Origin of the sequence: Citrobacter sp. wls613, from assembly GCF_005281195.1 — a bacterium.
Taxonomy (GTDB): Bacteria; Pseudomonadota; Gammaproteobacteria; order Enterobacterales; family Enterobacteriaceae; genus Citrobacter; species Citrobacter gillenii.
Genome location: NZ_SZXN01000019.1, coordinates 4,649 through 6,587 on the forward strand (window position 1 = coordinate 4,649; position 1,939 = coordinate 6,587).

At 64.9% G+C, this 1,939-nt stretch carries 1 pseudogene; it reads left to right on the forward strand.

From position 1 onward, the window contains the following. Positions 1-1,939 (forward strand): annotated as a pseudogene (locus FDX01_RS23310) (hypothetical protein); the annotation flags it as partial.

Sequence of the window (1,939 nt, forward strand, 5' to 3'; positions counted from 1 at the left end):
ACCGAGTACAACTGGTACAGCGCCTCCGTACCGGAAAAAAGCGGCAACCTGAGCGCGGCGTCCGTCACCATTCGCGCCTCGGAAATCAACGATCCGGGCACGCTGACCGTGACCAACCTGGACCGTACCGTTTATGAAGATCAGGCAAGCTTTATCGGCGGCAATATCGTGGTGCAGGACACCGAATCCGCCGCCTTCGGCACGCCGGTGACCGTCACCATCACCGCGCCGTCCGGCACCCTCGGCATCGGCGGCGCGGACGTGAACACCAGCGCCACCGCCAGCGCCGCCGGCAGCCAGCCGGTTACGATTTCCGGCGACAACTCCGGCACGCTGACGCTGACCGGTCGCGCCAGCGACATTGAAGCGCTGCTGAACGACGCGGCGCTCGGCCTCACCTGGCAGAGCGGCGCCAACGTCAACCACGACCTGAACGGCGCAGCGGCGGGCGATGTCACCATCACCCTGCATCTGGACGACGGCGACTCGCATATCGGCGACACCGTGCAGGCCGACCCGGCCGACCAGACGCTGAACCTCACCATTGTGCCGGTGAACGACGCGCCGGTTGTCTCTGCAACGGGCGGTACGGTTTACCTCAACAGCGATCCGGCGGTAGTCGACGGCACCAAAGTCGGCGGCTTTGTGATTTCCGACCCGGATTACACCGACGGCGGCAATATCGCCGACGGCGAAACCGATTTTATGCAGGTGACGGTGCGCATCACCGACGCCAGCGGCGTGCCGCTGACCGCCGCGCAGTACAGTAACGCCGGCGTATCCGACATCACCATTAGCTCCGGCAACACAACGTCCGGCGTGACGATTGACAGCGTCTATAACGGCAGCGAGTCCGCACTGGTGATCCGCGGCACGCTGAGCCAGGTGAACGCGTACCTGGCGGCGCTGACCGTCTCCATGACCGGCTCCGCCCTGTCGAACGCCGATAACGCCTGGCGTGTGGAAGTGATTGCCGACGATCGCCTGCGCGACGCCTCTGGCAACCTGACAAGCGCCAACAGCGCCAACGGCGGCCAGAACGATGCCGTCACCGGCGTCGCGGCGGTGCCGACCACGGCTATCGACCCTTACGGCGCGCTGCCTTCCGGCCTGAGCCAGAACGTCAGTACCGCATGGCGCAGCGTCTTCCCAAGCGACGTCAACGATCCGGCGACCATCACGGTGACGGACAAGTCAGTCAACGAAGGCTCAACGACCGTCGCCCTGCCCGCCATTACCGTGGCGGACCCGGACGCCGACAGCGCCAGCCTGACGGTGACGGTCACTCTGCCGGGCGGCTTTACCTTTAAAACGATTGGCGGGACGGGCGGCACCGTTGATGCGGGCGGCGTCAACACCACCAGCTTCACACTTACCGGCACGCTTTCGCAGATCAACAGCCGCCTCGCTAACCTGACGGTGAACCTGCCGACCAACGCGGGCGTCACCGCCGCCGACTGGAACGGCACCTTTAACGTCACCGTAGTGGTGAACGATAACGCCAACCACGGCAGCCGCCCGACCACGCTTACCGGCGACAGCAATAACCCGAACGCGAACCCGGGCGACATCAGCTACGCCGATGACACCTCCGCCGCGCTGGTCACCACCCGTACCTTTAGCGTGACCGTGAAACCGTCGAACGATGCCCCGGTCGTGCTGGTCGTGCTGGGCGGCGCTACCCAGACGCTGGCCCCGGTGAGCGAAGACACCAGCGCCGCAGCGATTACCGGCGACACCATTGCCAACCTGTTTGCCGGTAACTTCTCGGACCCGAACGATCAGGTCAACAATGCGTCCATTACGGCAACCGGCGGCACCAGCGCTGACAGTTTCTGGGGCGTGGCTATCACTAACCTGTCAGTCAACAGCGCGCAGGGCGAATGGCAATACTCCACCGATGGCGGCACGACCTGGGCTGCCATTGGCAGCCGCACCG